This is a genomic window from Pseudomonas sivasensis, assembly GCF_052938085.1.
On record NZ_CP176442.1, the window covers coordinates 2,743,599 to 2,762,517 of the forward strand.

General features: G+C 60.1%; 15 protein-coding genes. 7 read left to right on the top strand and 8 right to left on the bottom strand.

Features of this window, described 5'->3' with window-relative positions:
- Window positions 1-9: 9 nt before the first annotated feature.
- From ACKZ62_RS12660 to ACKZ62_RS12670, 3 genes are all read right to left on the bottom strand, one after another.
- A complete protein-coding gene (locus ACKZ62_RS12660; RefSeq protein ID WP_095184592.1) occupies window positions 10-1,077 on the bottom strand; it encodes a phosphotransferase family protein in 1,068 nt (355 codons plus the stop codon).
- Between the two features lie 129 nt (window positions 1,078-1,206).
- Window positions 1,207-2,160: a 2-hydroxyacid dehydrogenase gene (locus tag ACKZ62_RS12665; RefSeq protein WP_095184593.1), complete on the bottom strand. Its 954-nt coding sequence runs from the start codon at window positions 2,158-2,160 to the stop codon at window positions 1,207-1,209.
- A gap of 139 nt (window positions 2,161-2,299) precedes the next feature.
- Window positions 2,300-2,494: a hypothetical protein gene (locus ACKZ62_RS12670; RefSeq protein ID WP_032887188.1), complete on the bottom strand. Its 195-nt coding sequence runs from the start codon at window positions 2,492-2,494 to the stop codon at window positions 2,300-2,302.
- Window positions 2,495-2,731: 237 nt separating this feature from the next.
- Here ACKZ62_RS12670 and ACKZ62_RS12675 point away from each other — a divergent pair, with 237 nt between their 5' ends.
- Together ACKZ62_RS12675 and ACKZ62_RS12680 are read left to right on the top strand one after the other, a co-directional pair.
- A complete protein-coding gene (locus ACKZ62_RS12675; protein ID WP_032887187.1) occupies window positions 2,732-4,009 on the top strand; it encodes a serine/threonine transporter in 1,278 nt (425 codons plus the stop codon).
- A gap of 144 nt (window positions 4,010-4,153) precedes the next feature.
- The gene (locus tag ACKZ62_RS12680; protein ID WP_447096762.1) at window positions 4,154-5,803 is read left to right on the top strand and encodes a SulP family inorganic anion transporter; all 1,650 of its coding nucleotides are present in this window, start codon (window positions 4,154-4,156) and stop codon (window positions 5,801-5,803) included.
- A gap of 643 nt (window positions 5,804-6,446) precedes the next feature.
- Here the strand turns inward: ACKZ62_RS12680 and acnB are convergent.
- Window positions 6,447-9,056, bottom strand: a complete 2,610-nt coding sequence (gene acnB, locus ACKZ62_RS12685; protein ID WP_447096956.1) for a bifunctional aconitate hydratase 2/2-methylisocitrate dehydratase — start codon at window positions 9,054-9,056, stop codon at window positions 6,447-6,449.
- A gap of 396 nt (window positions 9,057-9,452) precedes the next feature.
- On the opposite strand from acnB, the gene ACKZ62_RS12690 reads away from it, so the two are divergent.
- Window positions 9,453-9,923, top strand: coding sequence for a DUF1289 domain-containing protein (locus ACKZ62_RS12690; protein ID WP_032887184.1), 471 nt, complete (start codon window positions 9,453-9,455; stop codon window positions 9,921-9,923).
- A 72-nt stretch (window positions 9,924-9,995) separates the two neighbouring features.
- On the opposite strand, the gene ACKZ62_RS12695 is transcribed toward ACKZ62_RS12690, so the two are convergent.
- A complete protein-coding gene (locus ACKZ62_RS12695; RefSeq protein ID WP_032887183.1) occupies window positions 9,996-10,859 on the bottom strand; it encodes a universal stress protein UspL in 864 nt (287 codons plus the stop codon).
- Window positions 10,860-11,009: 150 nt separating this feature from the next.
- Here ACKZ62_RS12695 and miaE point away from each other — a divergent pair, with 150 nt between their 5' ends.
- Entirely contained in the window at window positions 11,010-11,612 is a 603-nt protein-coding gene (miaE, locus tag ACKZ62_RS12700; protein ID WP_032887182.1) for a MiaE family protein, read from the top strand.
- On the opposite strand, the gene ACKZ62_RS12705 is transcribed toward miaE, so the two are convergent.
- Window positions 11,568-12,767, bottom strand: coding sequence for an MFS transporter (locus ACKZ62_RS12705; RefSeq protein WP_447096763.1), 1,200 nt, complete (start codon window positions 12,765-12,767; stop codon window positions 11,568-11,570). The two genes, miaE and ACKZ62_RS12705, sit on opposite strands and share 45 nt — an antisense overlap.
- A 157-nt stretch (window positions 12,768-12,924) precedes the next feature.
- On the opposite strand from ACKZ62_RS12705, the gene ACKZ62_RS12710 reads away from it, so the two are divergent.
- Both ACKZ62_RS12710 and ACKZ62_RS12715 read left to right on the top strand, forming a co-directional pair.
- Window positions 12,925-13,632: a winged helix-turn-helix domain-containing protein gene (locus ACKZ62_RS12710; RefSeq protein WP_095184596.1), complete on the top strand. Its 708-nt coding sequence runs from the start codon at window positions 12,925-12,927 to the stop codon at window positions 13,630-13,632.
- Window positions 13,633-14,910 carry an ATP-binding protein gene (locus tag ACKZ62_RS12715; protein ID WP_032887179.1) on the top strand — a complete coding sequence of 426 codons (1,278 nt, stop codon included), beginning with the start codon at window positions 13,633-13,635 and terminating at the stop codon, window positions 14,908-14,910.
- 89 nt (window positions 14,911-14,999) lie between these two features.
- Here the strand turns inward: ACKZ62_RS12715 and ampC are convergent, their stop codons facing one another.
- Window positions 15,000-16,154, bottom strand: a complete 1,155-nt coding sequence (gene ampC, locus ACKZ62_RS12720) for a class C beta-lactamase (RefSeq protein ID WP_447096764.1) — start codon at window positions 16,152-16,154, stop codon at window positions 15,000-15,002.
- 204 nt (window positions 16,155-16,358) lie between these two features.
- On the opposite strand from ampC, the gene ACKZ62_RS12725 reads away from it, so the two are divergent.
- Complete coding sequence (locus ACKZ62_RS12725) at window positions 16,359-17,543, top strand: DUF2252 family protein (RefSeq protein ID WP_447096765.1); 1,185 nt, start codon at window positions 16,359-16,361, stop codon at window positions 17,541-17,543.
- Window positions 17,544-18,000: 457 nt separating this feature from the next.
- Here ACKZ62_RS12725 and yghX read toward each other — a convergent pair whose 3' ends face one another.
- Complete coding sequence (gene yghX, locus ACKZ62_RS12730; RefSeq protein WP_032887176.1) at window positions 18,001-18,888, bottom strand: YghX family hydrolase; 888 nt, start codon at window positions 18,886-18,888, stop codon at window positions 18,001-18,003.
- Between the last annotated feature and the right edge of the window lie 31 nt (window positions 18,889-18,919).

Genomic DNA, 18,919 nt, shown 5'->3' on the forward strand with positions numbered 1-18,919 from the left:
TTTGTGCGATCAGAGGGCTGATTTAGCGATTACCTTCAGGCTCATTTGCTCCAGCAGTGAGTTCATGTGAATGAACTGAGCAAAGCGTTTGTCCTGGGTCTGGCCATGGAAGAAACGGTAGTAGATCTGCTGCACGATGCCGGCCAGGCGGAACAGGCCGTAGGTGTAGTAGAAGTCGAAATTATCGATCTGGATGCCCGACCGTTCGGCGTAGTAGTCGACGAACTCGCGGCGGGTGAGCATCCCGGGCGCATTACTCGGCTGGCGGCGCATCAGTTGCACCGGCGCGGGGTCGGCGGCCTCTATCCAGTAGGCGAGGGTGTTGCCCAAGTCCATCAGCGGATCGCCGAGTGTGGTGAGCTCCCAGTCCAGTACGCCGATGATCTGCATCGGGTTGTGTGGGTCGAGGATCACGTTGTCGAAGCGGTAGTCGTTATGCACGATGCTTGATGTCGGGTGGTCGGCCGGCATCTTGTCGTTGAGCCAGGCCCGCACTGCCTCCCATTTGGGCGCATCGGGGGTCAGGGCCTTTTCGTAGCGGTCGCTCCAGCCGCGAATCTGGCGTGCCACATAGCCTTCGGGTTTGCCCAGGTCGGCCAGTCCGCAGGCGGTGTAGTCGACTTGGTGCAGCTCGACGAACTTGTCGATAAAGCTTTTGCACAGTGCTTCGGTCTTGGTTGCATCCAGCCCGAGCTCAGGCGGTAGGTCGGAGCGCAGGATGATGCCCTTGACGCGTTCCATCACGTAGAACTCAGCGCCGATCACCGATTCATCGGTGCAATGCACATAGGCTTTGGGGCAATACGGGAAGCCATCTTTTAGCTGATTGAGAATGCGGAATTCACGGCCCATGTCATGGGCTGACTTGGCCTTGTGACCGAAGGGCGGGCGGCGCAGGACGAATTCCTGCCCAGGGTATTCCAACAGGTAAGTCAGGTTGGACGCGCCGCCGGGGAACTGGCTGATCGCAGGCGTGCCGCTCAGGCCCGGGATATGGGCCTTGAGATAGGGATCGATCAGGCCAGCATCAAGTTCTTCGCCTGGGCGAATCTGGGTCGATTGGTCGTTCAGCGCCATGCTTATCCCTTCTGCTTATTCTAAAGGCCTTGGACTATTTCCTAATCTAATGCGCACGACCGCCCAGCGACAAGGTTGGGGCGGCTTAATAGGTTAGCGTGTTGGATGATGATCAGCGTGCCTGATTGGTCATTTTACGGGCGCGGGTAACACGACCGGCGTGAGCACTGGTCGGCCGGCGAAGTACTCCACCAGATTGTCGGCCACCCGTTGCACGGTGTCGTGAGCGGCTTCCGGTGAAAGGCCGGCCACATGGGAGGTGAGTACGGTATTGCTCAGGTGCTTGAGGGCATCGGGCACTTTGGGTTCGTCGTCGAATACATCCAGCGCAGCCCCGCCAATGCGGCGCTGTTCAAGGGCGGTGATCAGGTCGGCGGTAACCACCACGCTGCCACGGCCGATATTGACCAAGTAGCCATTCGGCCCCAGAGCATCCAGGGCGTGACGATCAATCAGGTGACGGGTGCTCGGGCCACCGGGCGTGGCCAGGATCATGAAGTCCGAAGTGCGCGCCAGCTCCACGGCGCTGGCGCAGTAGGTGTAGTCCACATCATCACGGGGCTGACGGTTGTGATAGCTCACTTCCATACCGAATCCGAGGGCGGCGCGCTTGGCGATTTCCAGGCCCACGGCGCCCAAGCCAAGAATGCCCAGTTGCTTGCCGCCCAGGGAAGGGCGCATCACCTTGGGCCATTCACCGCGCCGCACGGCGACGTCGGTCTGCGGGATGCCGCGCACCAGGGACAGCAACAGCGCCATAGCGTGGTCCGCCACCGACGGCGCATTCACTCCGGCGCCGTTGGTCACGACAATCCCACGATTGCTGGCGGCCTGCAGGTCAACATGTTCGTAACCGGCGCCGATCACACAGATGATTTCCAGCAGCGGCAGCGCGGCGATTTCGTCGGCGTAAAGGCCCAGGGGGCCGCGGGTCAACACGGCGTTGATCTGGCCGCCATGGCGCTTGATGGCTTGGGCTCGTTCGGCTGGGGTTGGCGCCAGGATCACATGAAAGTCATTGCTCTCGATGATTTGCAGGTAGTCGTTGATGGTTTCAACCAGGACCAGAACAGTGGTGGTCATCGGACGGCTCTTCCTTGTGGGGCGGGATGGAAGAGAGAGTATGCGACATTTTATAGGGCGGTGATGCAAGGTCCGCAGGGGGCGGGTAGAGGGCAGTGAATCCATAGCATGGATCCACGCCCTGGTGAGTCGCGCAGTCTTAGCCGATGCGAGGCATTGGGATCATTGTGTTGTTGGGTTTGGGCGCGGCAGCATATTCAATGCCGTTGAAAGGGAAGCTGGGAGGCTGCTGTGGCTTGGGCTTATCCTGTGCGGCGATTTGATCGGCAATATGCATCGCCACGCTGTCGACCAAGTGGCCGGCGTGGGACAGATTGAGGTTTGAAATCGTCATGGTTGAATCTCCAAGGTTCGTGATAAGGCTCCCTCTGAGTGGGCGAAATAGGCGTCACGTTCCTGACTGGAACAAATTGTCGTCAATTGGATTGATCTGCTTCGTACAACCATTCCTCAGCTAAGTCTTTGCTTATTCAAAAGAATCCCGGACAATCCGGCCCCTTCTATGGTCGGGGCGCTGCCTGTCAGGTTTTTCTGACTCGTCCCGGCCGTGTAAATGCGGAGATCCGACCGGATGAATGATCAGGCCAATAGCGTCGACGAACGCTATGCAACGACACCTGCAACCCTCACAAGCTGGAGCCGCCAGGACACCACCTGGATGCTTGGCCTGTTCGGCACCGCCATTGGCGCCGGTACCTTGTTCCTGCCAATCAACGCCGGCCTGGGCGGTTTCTGGCCGCTGGTGATCCTGGCAGTGCTGGCGTTTCCGATGACCTTCTTTGCCCACCGTGGGCTGACCCGTTTTGTGCTCTCCGGCCGTGAAGGTTCGGACATTACTGATGTGGTCGAAGAGCATTTCGGTATCAAAGCGGGTGCACTGATCACCTTGCTGTACTTCTTCGCGATTTTCCCGATCCTGCTGATCTACAGCGTGGCTCTGACCAACACGGTCAGCAGCTTTATGGAACACCAGTTGCACATCATGCCGCCGCCACGGGCGCTGCTGGCGTTTGTGCTGATCCTCGGCTTGCTGGCGGTGGTGCGTTGCGGCGAACAAGTGATCGTCAAGGCCATGAGCATGATGGTGTACCCGTTTATCGTCGCCTTGCTGTTCCTCGCGGTGTACCTGATCCCGCATTGGAACGGTGGCATCCTCAGCACCGCGAGTGTGGTCCCGGCGCCTTCGGCCTTGCTCAATACCCTGTGGCTGGCGATTCCGGTGATGGTGTTCTCGTTCAATCACTCGCCGATCATCTCAGCGTTTGCAGTTGACCAGAAGCGCCAGTACGGCGAACACGCCGATGAGCGCAGTTCGCAGATCCTGTCCCGCGCGCACCTGTTGATGGTGGTGATGGTGCTGTTCTTCGTGTTCAGCTGCGTGCTGACCCTGTCGCCGGCCCAGTTAGCTGAAGCGAAGGCGCAGAACCTGTCGATCCTGTCGTACCTGGCCAACCACTTCAACAACCCGACCATCGCGTTCGCTGCACCGTTGATCGCGTTCGTGGCGATTGCCAAGTCGTTCCTCGGTCATTACATCGGCGCGAGCGAAGGCCTCAAGGGTCTGGTGCTCAAAAGTGGTCGCCGTCCAGCTGCGAAGACGCTGGACCGTATGACTGCGGGCTTCATGCTGGTGGTGTGCTGGATCGTTGCCACGCTGAACCCCAGCATCCTCGGCATGATCGAGACCCTGGGCGGGCCAATCATTGCGTCGATCCTGTTCCTGATGCCGATGTACGCGATCCGCAAGGTGCCGGCCATGGCCAAGTACCGTGGGCACGCGTCCAACGTGTTTGTCACCGCAGTGGGCCTGGTGGCAATTACTGCATTGATTTACTCGCTGCTGTCCTGAACCCAGGGCCCACGCAAGCAAGCCGATTCGCGCATAGCGCGAATCGGCTTTTTTTTGCCCGCGCAAAAGCTGATGCGGCTCAACCGCAGCCGAGCAATGAGGGCTAAGCTTACGCACGCTTTTTGCCAGGATGGGTTGGGCCGATTGAAGACTGAAACCGATGCACCCGTTGCCGTACCGTCGAACCGCATCCAAGACCTGCTGGCTGGCTTATCCATCGCGGGTTTGCTGCTTCCGGAAGCCGTCGCCTATTCCAGTATCGCCGCGCTGCCGCCCCAGGCCGGGGTGATCGCTTTATTTGCAGGCCTGGTGTGCTACGGCCTGTTCGGCACTAGCCGCTTTGCGATTGTTTCGGCTACCTCGTCGTCGGCGGCCGTTTTGGCGGCGGCGACGGCGAGCCTGGCGGGAGATGACCCGGCACTGAGGCTTTCCCTGGCCTTCGGGCTGGTACTGCTCACCGGGGTGTTTTTCCTGTTGGCCGGCCTGTTGAAACTTGGCGGCGTCACTTCGTTTATCGCCAAGCCCGTGTTGCGTGGCTTCGCCTTCGGCCTGGCGCTGACCATCATCCTCAAGCAATTGGCCAGTGTGGTGGGCGTGCACCTGACCGATAACAACCTGATCCGTTTTCTGCCGCAGTTGCTGGAGCAGCTACCCCGCTGGAACTGGCCTGCGGCTCTGGTGGCGGGGCTGGCGTTGCTGGTGTTGTGGCTGTGCGCACGCTTCCCGCGTCTGCCGGGTGGTTTGGTGGTCGTGGTGCTCGGCATCGCTGCCGGGCAGTACTTGGACCTGCAGGCCTATGGCGTGGCGCAGATCGGCATGATCGACCTGCGCCTGGAGCTGGGGCGTTTGCCGGTGCTGCCGTTTGCCGACTGGCTGCGCCTCGGGGAATTGGCGTTTGCGCTGGTGATGATCCTGTACGCGGAGTCCTACGGCTCTATCAGTTCGTTCGCGCTCAAGCATGGCGACCGCGTGTCCTCCAACCGTGACTTGCTTGCGCTGGGAGTGGCCAACTTGGTCTCCGGTCTGTTCCACGGCATGCCGGCCGGTGCCGGGTATTCGGCGACGTCGGCCAACGAGGCGGCCGGCGCCTATTCGCGCCTGGCGGGGATTGTCGCGGCGCTGGTGATATTGCTGATCGTGCTGACGGTGCTGCCCTATGTCGCGCTCACGCCGGAGCCGGTGTTGGCGGCCGTCGTCATCTATGCCCTGGGTCGAGGCTTGAGTTTGCAGCCGCTGGGGCGTTATTTCCTGTGGCGCCGCGATCGCGTGCTGGTGATTTGTGCGGTGGCGGCGGTGCTGGTGCTGGGCGTGCTGGATGGTTTGCTGCTCGCGGTCGCAATCAGTGTGATGTTGATGCTGCGCCAGATGTCGTCAGCCGACATTCAAGTGTTGGGCCGCCTGGGTGACAGCCATGATTTTGTCGACCGCCTGCACCATGCCGATGCCCTGGCCGTCCCGGGGGTATTGATCGTGCGGCCCAGCGAAGCGCTATTTTTTGCGAACGCCGAGCGCATCCTGGGCGCGGCCTTGCGCCTGATGCGTCATTCCCCGGCGCAGGCGGTAGTGTTGAGCCTGGAAGAATCGCCGGACCTCGACGGCACCAGCATCGAAGCGCTGGCGGCTTTTTTTGCGCAAGTACACGGGGAGGGCAAGCGCCTGGTACTTGCCCGCGTGCGGCATGACGCGCGCGAGGTGTTGCAGGGGCTGCCCGAAGCATTGGCGTCCCATGTGCTGCTCAGTGGCTTGAGCGTCGATGGCGCGGTGCAGCTGGCGCTTGAGGTGAGCAAAGCGTGACGCGTGGGGATTGCTCCAAATAGCGGTGGGTCAGTGGCAGATGCATCAACTGACACTTCCCCATCGGGGGCAAGCCCCCTCCCACATTTGGATCGGTGTCTTTAGCCAGCCCACCTTGAGGATCAGACGGTGGTGCGGTTGAAGGTATAAGGTCGCCCGTTGCGGTCAAAACTGTGGGAGGGGGCAAGCCCTCTCCCATATTTGGAACGGTGTCTTCAGCCAGCTCACCTTGAGGATCAGGCGGTGGTGCGGTTGAAGGTATAAGGTCGTCCGTTGCGGTCAAAGCTGTGGGAGGGGACAAGCCCCCTCCCACATTTGGAGCGGTGTCTTCAGCCAGCCCACCTTGAGGATCAGGCGGTGGTGCGGTTGAAGGTATAAGGTCGCCCGTTGCGGTCAAAACTGTGGGAGGGGGCAAGCCCTCTCCCATATTTGGAACGGTGTCTTCAGCCAGCTCACCTTGAGGATCAGACGGTGGTGCGGTTGAAGGTATAAGGTTGCTCGTCGCGGCCAAAACTGTGGGAGGGGGCTTGCTCCCGATAGCGGTGGGTCAGTGACAGGGGGATCAATTGAATGTGTTTGTATTCCAGGCATAAAAAAACGCCGCGTATCTTGCGATACGCGGCGTTTTTGTTACATCAACACCTTAGGCTTGAATCACCGGGATGTTGGCGCTTGCTGCGATCTTGCGGAACTCAGCGATCTGGTCGAAGTTCAGGTAGCGGTAGACGTCGCTGGCCATGGTGTCCAGTTTCGCCGCGTAGCCCATGTACTCTTCGACGGTCGGCAGGCGACCCAGGGTGGAGGCTACTGCCGCCAGCTCAGCCGAGGCCAGGTAGACGTTGGCACCATCACCCAGACGGTTAGGGAAGTTACGGGTCGAGGTCGACACAACAGTCGAGTTCGGTTCTACACGTGCCTGGTTACCCATGCACAGCGAGCAGCCCGGCATTTCCATGCGCGCGCCAGCCTTGCCGTAGATGCCGTAGTAGCCTTCTTCGGTCAGTTGGTGAGCGTCCATCTTGGTCGGCGGCGAGAGCCACAGACGGGTAGGCAGCTGACCCTTGACCTGCTCCAGCAACTTACCGGCAGCGCGGAAGTGACCGATGTTGGTCATGCACGAACCGATGAACACTTCGTCGATCTTCTCGCCGGCAACACTCGACAGCAGACGAGCGTCGTCCGGGTCGTTCGGTGCGCAGAGGATCGGCTCGTTGATTTCGGCCAGGTCGATCTCGATGATTTCGGCGTATTCCGCGTCGGCATCGGCTTCCATCAGCTCTGGGTTGGCTACCCAGGCTTCCATCGCTTGAGCACGACGTTCCAGGGTACGTGCATCGCCGTAGCCTTCGCCGATCATCCAGCGCAGCAGGGTGATGTTGGAGTTAAGGTACTCGGTGACGGACTCTTTCGACAGCTTGATGGTGCAACCGGCAGCCGAACGTTCGGCCGAGGCGTCGGACAGCTCGAAAGCCTGTTCCAGCGTCAGGTCGTTCAGGCCTTCGATTTCCAAGATGCGGCCGGAGAAGGCGTTTTTCTTGCCTTTCTTCTCGACAGTCAACAAACCGGACTGGATCGCGTAGTAAGGAATGGCATGAACCAAGTCACGCAGGGTGATGCCAGGTTTCATTTTGCCTTTGAAGCGCACCAGGATCGATTCCGGCATGTCCAGTGGCATTACGCCAGTGGCTGCGGCGAACGCTACCAGACCGGAACCGGCTGGGAACGAGATGCCCATCGGGAAGCGGGTGTGGGAGTCACCACCGGTACCGACGGTATCCGGCAGCAGCATGCGGTTCAGCCAGCTGTGGATGATGCCGTCGCCTGGACGCAGCGATACACCGCCACGGGTCATGATGAAGTCAGGCAGGGTGTGGTGGGTGGTCACGTCGATCGGCTTTGGATAAGCCGCGGTGTGGCAGAAAGACTGCATTACCAGATCTGTCGAGAAGCCCAGGCACGCCAGGTCTTTCAGTTCGTCACGGGTCATAGGACCGGTGGTGTCCTGGGAACCCACGGTGGTCATCTTCGGTTCGCAGTACGTACCTGGACGAACGCCTTTGCCTTCCGGAAGACCGCAGGCCTTGCCGACCATTTTCTGGGCCAGGGTGAAACCCTTGCCAGTGTCGACCGGTGCTTCAGGCAGCTTGAACAGGTCGGTAGGGCCCAGACCCAGTTCGGCGCGAGCCTTGTCGGTCAGGCCACGGCCGATGATCAACGGGATACGGCCGCCGGCACGAACTTCGTCCAACAGGACCGGGGTCTTCATTTCGAAGGTGGTCAGGACTTCATCGGTGCCGTGTTTGCAGACTTTGCCAGCATGAGGATACAGGTCGATCACGTCGCCCATGTTCATGTTGGTCACGTCGAATTCGATTGGCAGTGCGCCAGCATCTTCCATGGTGTTGTAGAAGATCGGAGCGATCTTGCTGCCGAAGCAGAAACCGCCGGCACGCTTGTTCGGTACGTAAGGTACGTCGTCGCCGAAGAACCACAGTACCGAGTTGGTAGCGGATTTACGCGAAGAGCCGGTACCGACCACGTCACCGACGTAGGCGATCGGGAAGCCTTGGCCGCGCATTTCTTCGATCTGCTTCATCGGGCCGGTCTTGCCTTGCTCGTCCGGCACGATGCCTTCGCGAGCCATTTTCAGCATGGCCAGGGCGTGCAGCGGGATGTCAGGGCGGGACCAGGCGTCCGGAGCAGGGGACAGGTCGTCGGTGTTGGTTTCGCCGGTGACCTTGAATACGCGCAGGCTGATCTTGTCGGCCAGGGTAGGGCGGTTGCGGAACCACTCGCCGTCAGCCCAGGACTGGATAACGCCTTTGGCGTGCTCGTTGCCGTTGCGGGCTTTTTCGGCGACGTCGTGGAACGCGTCGAACATCAGCAGGGTGTGCTTGAGTTGGGCCGCGGCGACAGGCGCCAGCTCGGCGTCGTCCAGCAGCTCGACCAACGTCACGATGTTGTAGCCGCCTTGCATGGTGCCGAGCAGTTCAACAGCGCGTTTCTTGTCGATCAGGGGGGAAGTGGCTTCGCCCTTGGCCAGGGCAGACAGGAAGCCGGCCTTGACGTAGGCAGCTTCGTCAACACCAGGTGGAATGCGGTTGGTGATCAGGTCAACGAGGAATTCTTCTTCGCCGGCTGGAGGATTTTTCAGCAGCTCGACCAGGCCTGCGGTTTGTTCGGCGTTAAGCGGCTGGGGAACAATACCCAGGGCTGCACGCTCTTCGATATGTTTGCGGTAGGCTTCAAGCACAGTTATTACCCTCATCAGTGGTCCCACGGGACGCTCATCCAGAAATGAACGGCACGCATGCGCTCGGGGGCTTTTTGGGCCGCAAAGCCAGCGCTGCCGGCATTCCTCACAGAAGCTGCTTTCAAAGTTTTACGCCTGCAGAACGGAGCTGATGAGGGTTGGCGCGGTTGTTGACCTACCGGGGTCAAGTCCGCGCCAACACCGTTCTGAAGGAACGACTGTGCTCGTGACGCTTTGAAAACAGCTTCCAGCGGATTATTGGCGCCTTACAAGGCCGGATGATTCTACGGCAAAAAATTTCTAAAGGTAAGTTGCCATGGCAAGTTTGCTGGGTGATCAACCTTAGACAAAGGGCTAACATGGCGCACTGTTTCGCTGATTTGCGTGTCGTTGCCCATGTCCAACCAAACCATCAAGACCCCCTGCGTCGGCCTGTGCTCCACGGTTTACGGCGATCTGGTGTGCCGTGGCTGCAAGCGCTTCCACCACGAAGTAATCCTGTGGAATGGCTATAGCGAAGAAGAAAAACGTGCGGTATGGCTGCGCCTGGAGCAACTGCTGGTGCAGGTGATGGCCGGCAAACTGGAGATTTTCGACCCCAAGACTCTGCGCGGTCAGTTGGAGCAGCGCAAGATCCGCTTCGTGCCGCACCAATCCGAGTACTGCTGGGCATACCAGTTGATTGCGCGCGGGGCGCGGGTCATCAATAACCTGGAGGCGTACGGCATGGTGCTGTTGCCGGAGTTTCGTGATTGGGCGTTGCCGGAACTGCGCGATGCCATCGACCGTGAGTTCTTTATCCTGTCCGAGGCCCACTACCAGCGCTATATCGCCCCAGGGTTCCTCAGGGATGCGCTCTCTACCTGACGGCAAAAATCGGAATGTGGGAGGGGGTAAGCCGCCTACCACATTGGACGTCGGTTATCTGGAGGATAGGCGTCAGGGTTTGGTGACCAGCTCTTCCAGGTGATCCATCAATGTCTGCGGCTTGAGCACCAACACATCACTTTCCACAGCATCCAGCACCACCTCCGCCGTGTTGCCGATCAGCGCACCGGAAATTCCGGTGCGCGCTACGGTACCGATGATGGTCACTGCTGCCTGCCACTTGTGCGCCGCGAATGGAATCAGCACATCCGCCGGGCCTTCCTCGATATGCAGGTGCGCGTCGTCCACGTCGAACTCAGCCTGGAACGCCTGGCACTGCTCGCGGTAGCGCGCTTCGATGGTTTCCTTGAGTTGGAATGTCGGGTCCGCCGCCGACAGCATCGGCGACGGATGGGCGCTGATCACATGCAGCTGCGCCTTGGCGAGGCTGGCGATGTCGAAGCCATGATCAATGATCGAATTGTGCAGCGAACGGTGCTCGCTGTCGGTATTGCCCACATCAATTGCTGCCAGGATCACCCCGCCAGCCCATGGCGTGGACGTCTTGACCAGCAACACCGGTGTCGGGCAAAAGCGCAGCAGCTTCCAGTCCGCCGGTGTCAGCAGCGCCTTCTTCAGCGGGCTGTCGGGAAAATGTTGCTTGATCACCAAACCGCAGCCCTCAGCCTGCTGCACATCAATGATGGTTTCATGCAGGCTGGCATTCCACGCCTGTTCGGTGGTCACGCTGTAGCCATCCTCCTGCAAACCCGCCTTGAGCAGGCTCAACAGCGCCGAATGCTCATGGTTTTTATCGCAGACCAGCAAGTGCAGGTGCGCGCCGGTAACCTCGGCGATCAGCTTGGCGCGCTTGAGGGCCAGGCTTTCCGAATGCTCGGGCTCGATGACCACCAGGATACTGCGGATGGCTTGCATGGTCGGGATCTCCAAAAGAGTGGGCGTGGAATAACTATAGTTGCTGCCCGGCAGCCGTCATGTTGATGCACATCAAGGCCGGTGGCTGGTGGTCTGCGGCGTGGTCGGTATAATCGCCGGCCTTTTGTGATCCTTTTCCCCGTGAGCCCGATGAACCTGCCAGAAATCCACGAATTCCTCGGTTGCCGCACCCCCGACGCCTGGGTCCAGGCCGCGTTGGCCGATCAGGAAACGCTGCTGATCGACCACAAGAACTGCGAATTCAAGGCCGCGAGCACCGCCTTGAGCCTGATCGCCAAGTATCACGGCCATGTCGACCTGATCAACATGATGTCGCGCCTGGCCCGCGAAGAACTGGTGCACCACGAACAGGTCATGCGCCTGATGAAAAAGCGCAAGATTGAACTGCGCCAGTTGCATGCCAGCCGGTATGCCTCGGGCTTGCGCAAAGTCGTGCGCAACCATGAACCGGTGAAATTGGTGGATACGTTGGTAGTCGGGGCGTTTATCGAGGCGCGCAGTTGCGAGCGTTTCGAAGCGTTGGTGCCGCATTTGGACGAAGAACTCAGCAAGTTCTACTTCGGCCTGCTGAAAAGCGAGGCGCGGCATTTCCAGGGTTACCTGAAGCTGGCCTACCAGTATGGCGATGCAAAGGATATCGCTCAGGTAATCGAGCGGGTGAGGGCGGCCGAGCAGGAATTGATTGAGTCACCTGACGTCGAGTTTCGCTTTCACAGTGGTGTGCCGGCCTGAGGCGACGGCCATGCCGATCAGCGCGGTGATCCCGGTCAGCAGCATGATCACCGTTTGCGTGCCCAAGGGTGCTGCCAGCACGGCAATCACCAGGCCGGCCAAGGGCTGTGGCAGGTTATTGAGTAAGGTGATCATGCCGACGGTCTTGCCAAAGTCCTCTACCGGGATGACCTGCTGGCGCACGCTGCGCATATAGACGCTGTACATCTTGTCGAAGCCTATAACCAGCAGGAAGCCAAGGCTGTAAGCCCACAGGTTGGGGCTGACCGCCATGATCAGCGCGCCCACAGTGATCAGTCCGTAAGACACACCGCCGAGGCGTTTTAACGGCAAGGTCGTGCGCGACAGGTAGAACAGAATCACGATAGTCACCAGCGCACCTGCCGCTTGCAGCAGCGCGTAGGCATCCTTGTCGGCGTTGAAATCGCCAGTGACCATGGCGGCGGAAGTGGCCAGGGTGGCGCCAATGAGCAGGTTCACGCCCACCGTCAGCGCAATCAGGCGTTTCAACCCCGGCAGGTTGCGGATATGCGCGATGGCGATGCGCAGCGGTTGCAGCCAGATATCACGGTGCTGCTGATGGGGTTGCGGGTTGACTGAGGTGTTACGTTGCCACGCGCGCATCGCCAGGTCTGCCAACACGAACAGCCCTGCAACCCCCAGCACTACCCAATGCCAGGCCCACACCTCCAGCATCAGCGCGGCCAACAACGGCCCCAGTACCAGGCCGGATTGGTCGGCGATCTGGGAGTAGGACAACGTCTTGGCATAGCTGTATTGCGCAAAGATATGCGGCATCAGCACCTCCCGGGCCATGATGCCTTGGGTGGTCAGCACCCCGCATAGCGCGGACAGCAGCACCAGCCAGTAGATACCGTCGAACATCCCGTAAAGCGCCACAGCCACCACACAGGCCAGCGCCCGGTAGACCTGGCTGATATGCAGGATACGCACGGGCGAATACTTGTCGCACACGGCGCCGCACACCGGGAAGGCCAGGAAGCGTGGCAGCGACTCGATAAAAAAGGCCAGGCCTGCCCACGACGCACTTTGGGTGGTTTGAAATACGATCAGCGGCACGATAAACAACAGGATTTGATCCGCCAGACGCGACAGGAACAGCGAAACAAAGAACGCCAGGTAATCCTTACGCATACAACTCCCTGTGATTGGCGTTAAAGAATGCAGGCTATTTGTAAAAAACTCTTAAAAACATGAAGCTTCAGGGACGCCCGTTGGCTATCTGCTTCAGTTGCCCAGCTTGCCACCTATAATGCCGCCTCTTCAATCCGCGTGCGCGCACTGAGAACGTATGGAAAACCTGGGTCAGGGTAAGGTTCTGCTTGTTGAGGACGACGAGAAGCTGGCGGGGCTGATCGCGCATTTTTTATCACAACACGGCTTCGAGCCTCGCGTGGTACACCGAGGTGATGAAGCCTTGGCGGCGTTCCTGGCGTTCAAACCGAAAATGGTCGTACTCGACCTGATGCTGCCGGGCCAGAGCGGCCTACAGGTGTGCCGCGAGATTCGCAGTGTGTCCGACACTCCCATCGTGATCCTCACCGCCAAGGAGGATGACCTGGACCATATCCTCGGACTGGAATCCGGCGCCGACGACTACGTGATCAAACCGATCAAACCGCCGGTGCTGCTGGCGCGCCTGCGTGCGCTGCAACGCCGCCAATTGCCGGAGCCTACCGTACGCGGGGCGCTGGCGTTCGGTCGGTTGGCCATCGACCGCAGTTGCCGGGTCGTCAGCCTGGGGGACGACAAGATCGACCTCACCACCATGGAGTTCGAATTGCTGTGGTTGCTGGCCAGCAACGCCGGCACCATTCTTTCCCGCGATGACATTCTCAACCGCATGCGCGGTATCGCGTTCGACGGCCTTAACCGCAGCGTCGACGTCTACATCAGCAAACTGCGCGGCAAACTCAATGACAACCCACGTGAGCCGGTGTGTATCAAGACGATCTGGGGCAAGGGGTATCTGTTCAATCCGTTTGCTTGGGAGGTCTAGATGCTGCGCTTATACATGCGCCTGTACATCATCCTCGCGCTGGGGTTGGCGGGGGCGATTTGGCTGGTCAACTACACCTTTGATGAACTGCTGCCCGAAGCCAACGAAACCTATAATCGCGAAGCCATGCGTGGCCCGGCGTACGGTCTGGTGGAGCAGTTGCGCCCGTTGCCGGCCGATGCGCGTCCGGCGCGGCTGGCCCAATTGCAGCCACATTATGGTTTGCTGCTGAAACTGGTCCAGCGTGATGAATTGGCCCTGACCCCCCGTGAACAACAATTGTTGGCGGCCGGCCACTTGGTAGTGCGTGGCGATTTCATGGAGTTCATCGCCTCGGTCGACAGCGGTCCACAACTGCTCGAAATCAAACTGCCGGCAGAGCCGAAATGGCTATACCTGTGGGCCTACAGCCTGCTGGGTCTGTGCCTGGCGGTAGTGCTGTATTTCTGGGTGCGTCCGCATTGGCGTGACTTGGAGCACATCCGTCTGGCCGCACAACGTTTTGGCGACAACGACCTCGGCTCGCGCATCCTGCTGCCGCGCCGCTCCACCGTGCGCGAACTGGCCGGGCACTTCAATCAGATGGCCGAGCGTATCGAGAGCCTGATCGCCAACCAGCGCGAACTCACCAATGCGGTGTCCCATGAGCTGCGTACGCCAATTGCACGATTGTCGTTTGAACTCGACCAACTCAAGCAGCAGGCCGACCCGCGTCAGCGCAGCGAATTGATCGCCGATATGTACGCCGACCTGGGCGAGCTGGAGGAAATGGTTTCCGAACTGCTGACCTACGCCAGCCTGGAACGCGGCGCGACCCAGGTCACTCGCGAGCGCATCGAAGCCCATAGCTGGCTCGACAGCGTGATCGGTAGCGTGGCCCTGGAGGCGGAGGCGGCGGGCATACACTTGTCGTTGCGCACCTGCGAAGTGGACGTGATCCAGATCGAGCCGCGTTTCATGGCGCGAGCGGTGATCAACCTGCTGCGCAATGCCATCCGTTACGCCGAGCACCGTGTGGACATTTCACTGATCAAATTCGGCAACGGTTATGAAGTGCGGGTATGTGACGACGGCCCGGGTGTACCCGAGGAGAGCCGGGCGAAGATCTTCCAACCGTTTATGCGCCTGGATGCCAGCCGTGATCGCCGTACCGGCGGCTTCGGCCTGGGCCTGGCGCTGGTGCAGCGAGTGTCCCAATGGCATGGCGGGCAGGTGCATGTGCAGGATTCGGAGCGGGGTGGGGCGTCGTTTCGGATGACGTGGGCGAATGCTGAATAACGTTTATGAACACGATGAAGGTCAAATGTGGTGGAGGGCTTGCTGTGGCTGAGCAAGCCCTTCATCACAGGGTGGGCTCGTGTCCGGCTTTAATGGTCCAGCGCACTCAACACTGCATGGGCGACTTTCACCCGCTCTGCATTCGGGTAGTTCTTGTTGGCCAGAATCACCACCCCTAATCCCTTGCTCGGCACGTAGGCCACATAGGCGCCAAAACCATTGGTGGAACCGGTCTTGTTCACCAGCGTGTTGGCGTGGGGCGCCTGGGCAGGGGTTAGCCAGTTCACCTTGTGCGGCTCCATGGCCATTGGTGTGGAGTTGCCGTCAGTCAACGCATCGAGCGTGATGGGATAAGGGTACATTTCCCAGCCCAGCCCTTGGGTCATGCCGTCGACGGTGTAGTAGCCGGTATGAGTGATGCTGACCGCGCGTTGCACGGCGCTTTCCAGCTTCGCCGGGTTCATGTTGGCTTGCACATAATGCAGCAAGTCCGAGGCGCTGGTCTTGATGCCGTAAGCCTCACTGTCCATGGCGCCGGGGCCGACGCGCACCGGTTTGCCATCCTTGCCGTAGCCTTGTGCGTAGAGGCTCATCTGACTCGGCGGCACCTTGACGAAGGTGTGCTTGAGCCCAAGTTTGGGCAGCAGGGTTTTTTCCATCGCCTGATCGAACGGTTGCTTGAGGCTCTGCGCCGTCAGGTAGCCGAACAGGCCCAGGCTAGGGTTGGAATACAAACGCTGGGTGCCTGGGGCGAAGTCGGGTTTCCACTGCTGGAAGTAGCTGATCATGTGCTGATTGTTGTCAGCCTCCGGTGGAAATTGCAGAGGCAGGCCGCCGGCGGTGTAGGTGCCGAGGTTAAGAATGCTGATGTGATCAAACTTGCCGCCACCCAAGGCTGGCAGGTAGTCGCTGGCCGGGGCCGAAAGCTTGAGTTTGCCGGTGGCCGCCGCATAACCGGCGAGGGTGGCGGTGAAGGTTTTGCTCACCGACCCGACTTCGAACAGGGTGTTCTCGCTGACGGGCTGCCCCGTCTCCTGGGACGCGACGCCGTAGTTGAAATAGTGCGCTTTGCCGTCCTGAACCACGCCGACCACAAGACCGGCAATGGCCTGTTGCTGCATCAGCGGCTTGACACTCGCGTCCACCACCGCCTGCAGATCGGTCGCGGCCAGGCAGTGGCCGGTAGCGACAAGGGCGGCTACCGCCGTGAGATTGCGCATGCCTGAGAACATAGATAGGGGCATGAGAGTGTTTCCATGAAAGTGATCGATTAAAAAAAGACCCTCGCGGGGGAGGCAAATATAGGCAGTTCGCCTGCTCTGGGCAAACGATGAAGTCTCTTGCCTGCATATAACGGGAGAAGGCCAACGTGATAAATTTTTTAGAAACATAATGAAACATTCTCCGAGGCGCATCGCTCTACCGCTACACCTGTACTGAGTTATTCCATGAAAACACCGCGCCCCTCCGCTCGTATGCCCCACCTGACCCAACTGCGAAACCTCAAGATGGCGCGCTCGGCCCACGCTTATGTGCGCGGCAGTACCGTTCAATTCTACGAGTGGCTGCACAGCTTGCCTGGACGCCGTTTGCCCCGCGGGCCAGCGATCTGGATCTGCGGCGACTGCCACGCTGGCAACCTTGGCCCCACCGGCGACACCAAGGGGCGCATCGATATGCATATCCGCGACCTGGACCAGGCAGTGATTGGCAACCCGGCCCACGATCTGGTGCGCCTGGCCTTGTCCCTGGCGACCGCCGCGCGAGGCTCGGACCTGCCGGGGGTGACCACCGCACGCATGCTTGAAGAAATGATGGTGGGCTACGAGCAAGCCTTCAAAGACAAACCCGATGAAACGCCGCCACGCCCGTCCCAGGTCAAGGCGGGGATGCGCAACGCCGTGGCGCGCACCTGGAAGCACTTGGCCCGTGAGCGCATCGAAAGCGCCCGGCCGACCATCCCGTTAGGCAAGCATTTCTGGCCGTTGTCGCGGGCCGAAAAAAGTGCGCTGAAAGTCGTCTGCGCGTCGGACGAGATCCACCAGTTGGTCACTTCGCTCAAAGGCCGGCCCAAGGACGCCAAGGTCGAACTTTTGGATTGCGCTTATTGGGTCAAGGGCTGCAGCTCCCTTGGCTTGTTGCGCTATGCGGCCTTGCTCGGTGTTGGTGATAAGGATGATCAGGCGTATTGCCTGATCGATATCAAGGAGGCGGTCGGCGCCGCTGCACCCCGGGCCGCACGGGCGAAGATGCCGAGGGACAACGCCCGCCGGGTTGTGGAAGCTGCGCGTCAGTTGTCGCCGGGCCTTGGAGAGCGGATGGTGGCGACGCGGTTTCTGGATCACGGGTTTTTTATTCGCGAACTGCTGCCTCAGGACATGAAGTTGGAGTTGGATGAGTTGAGCGAGACTGACGCGATGCACGCTGCGGGTTATTTGGCTCGGGTGGTTGGCGTTGCTCATGCCCGGCAGATGGATCGGGCGACTCGTAAGGATTGGATGGCGGTTTTGCAGGAAAACCGGTCAAGGGAGTTGGATGCGCCTTCGTGGTTGTGGACCAGCGTGGTGCAGCTGGTGGGGAGTCATGAGCAGGGGTATTTGGATCATTGCCGGTGGTATGCTTTGGAGCATTGATGTCAAGGGGGTGATGGGTTTTGCGTAGGAGAGCTGGTACATGTCTGTTTCTGCGTCAACGGCGGCCAGGGTTACGCCATTTGACTGATGGTCCCCTATCCAAATGTGGGAGGGGGCTTGCTCCCGATGGCGGCCTGACAGTCGACTCATATGTTGGTTGGGGTACATAGCCATCTCTGCGGTAACGGCGGCTTAGGGTTCCGCGCTTACAGCGGGTCACTTTTGGAAAGGCCGGAATGCCGGCCCAGCCAGAAGTAACCAAAAGGCCTTCGCCCCAACACTCGGTGCTTCGTCTGGAATCGGCATGCCCTCACTCCGGCTGGATCTATGGCCCAGTGCGGCTAACCCGGCGTCCTGCCGGGTTGCCCACGGATTCAAGCCTGCGTTCGGCCAGCGCGTCTGACGGGGCGCTTTGGATCAAGATCAAAAGCAGGAGCAACAGCCAGAGCAGCGCCAGTCATGCCAGGTATTTGTTGAACCACCCCAGTGTTCTTTCCCATGCCAGGTTGGCGGCTGCTTCGTCATAACGTGGCGTCGAGTCATTGTGGAAGCCGTGATTGGCGCCCTTGTAGATGAACGCTTCATAGGTTGTGCCGGCCGCTTTCAAGGCTGCCTCGTAGGGCGGCCAGCCTTCGTTGATACGTGTATCCAGCTCGCCGAAGTGCAGCATGATCGGCGCCTTGATCCGCGGTACGTCCTTGGCTTCCGGTTGGCGGCCGTAGAACGAGACGGCTGCGCCCAGTTCGGGGTAGGCCACCGCTGCTGCGTTGGTCACGCCACCGCCGTAGCAGAAGCCGGTGATGCCGACTTTTCCGGTGCTGCTGTCGTGGTGCATCAGCCATTCGATGGCGGCGAAGAAGTCGTTCATCAGTTTGGTCGGGTCGACGGTCTGTTGCAGCGCCACGCCTTTTTCGTCATTGCCGGGGTAGCCGCCGACCGAGGTCAGACCGTCCGGGGCCAGGGCGATGAAGCCGGCTTTGGCCAGGCGTCGGGCGACGTCTTCGATATACGGGTTCAGGCCGCGGTTTTCGTGGACCACCACCACCGCCGGCAACTTGCCCGCAGCCTTGGCCGGGCGTACCAGGTAGCCGCGTACCGTGCCGTTACCCTTGGGTGAGGGGTAGGTGACGTAGTCGGCGACGATGTCCGGGTCGGTGAATTTCACTTGCTCGGCCAGGGCGTAGTTAGGGCTCAGGGAGGCGAGCAGAGCGGAAGCGGTCAGGCCGCCAAACGTGAACAGCGCAGCGCGGTCGAGAAACTCACGGCGGTTGATCTTGCCGTGGGCGTAGCCGTCGTAGAGTTCCAGCAGTTCGGGGGCAAAGTCTTTCGCGGTGAGACGAGTCATCGGTGCAATCCTCGATTAGCGGTGACAGTCA